Below are 509 nucleotides of genomic sequence, written 5' to 3' on the forward strand. Positions count from 1 at the left end.
ATTATGGGTATTTAAGAAGAGTCAATCATCTGCTAAATTCCGTGGATGGCATGTGAAAACTGATCCTGCCATAGAACAGCTTTTTCGAGATGCAGCAAGTAAAGATGTAACATTGACAACAGAACATCTTTCTTATCAACCATTATCTCAAAATAATGAAAATAGTTGTCTAACTCACTCTTTATCAGAAAGTGAAGGCTTGACTGCATTATTAAATGTAGTTAACCAGCCCGCGACTGAGAATATTGATGCTAAACTAAAGCATCTGAAAGGAGCTATTGGTTATTTAGTTAAATTTCAATTTGATAGCCAAGTGGTTTATGCAATTAGAAAAACTGCTCCAACATGGAAACCTAAAATTCGTAATTCTTTTATTAATGCTATTTTCCAAAATGGAGAATTATCCGCAACACCTGAAGAAACCTTCTCTTTTGATGACTATTTTGATTTTTACTGCATTAATGAGGTCATTTTTATAAAATCGAAGCGTGCATATGAAAGTACAACTT

Annotated in this window: 1 protein-coding gene; it reads left to right on the forward strand. The window is 33.2% G+C overall.

Annotation, left to right across the window (positions count from 1 at the left end; genetic code table 11):
* Positions 1–52 precede the first annotated feature (52 nt).
* Positions 53–509, forward strand: a 457-nt coding sequence (locus ACTHUR_RS18585) for a Kiwa anti-phage protein KwaB-like domain-containing protein (protein ID WP_440400245.1), incomplete at its 3' end; no start/stop codon positions are given.

Source organism: Neisseria sp. P0021.S007, from assembly GCF_051956855.1.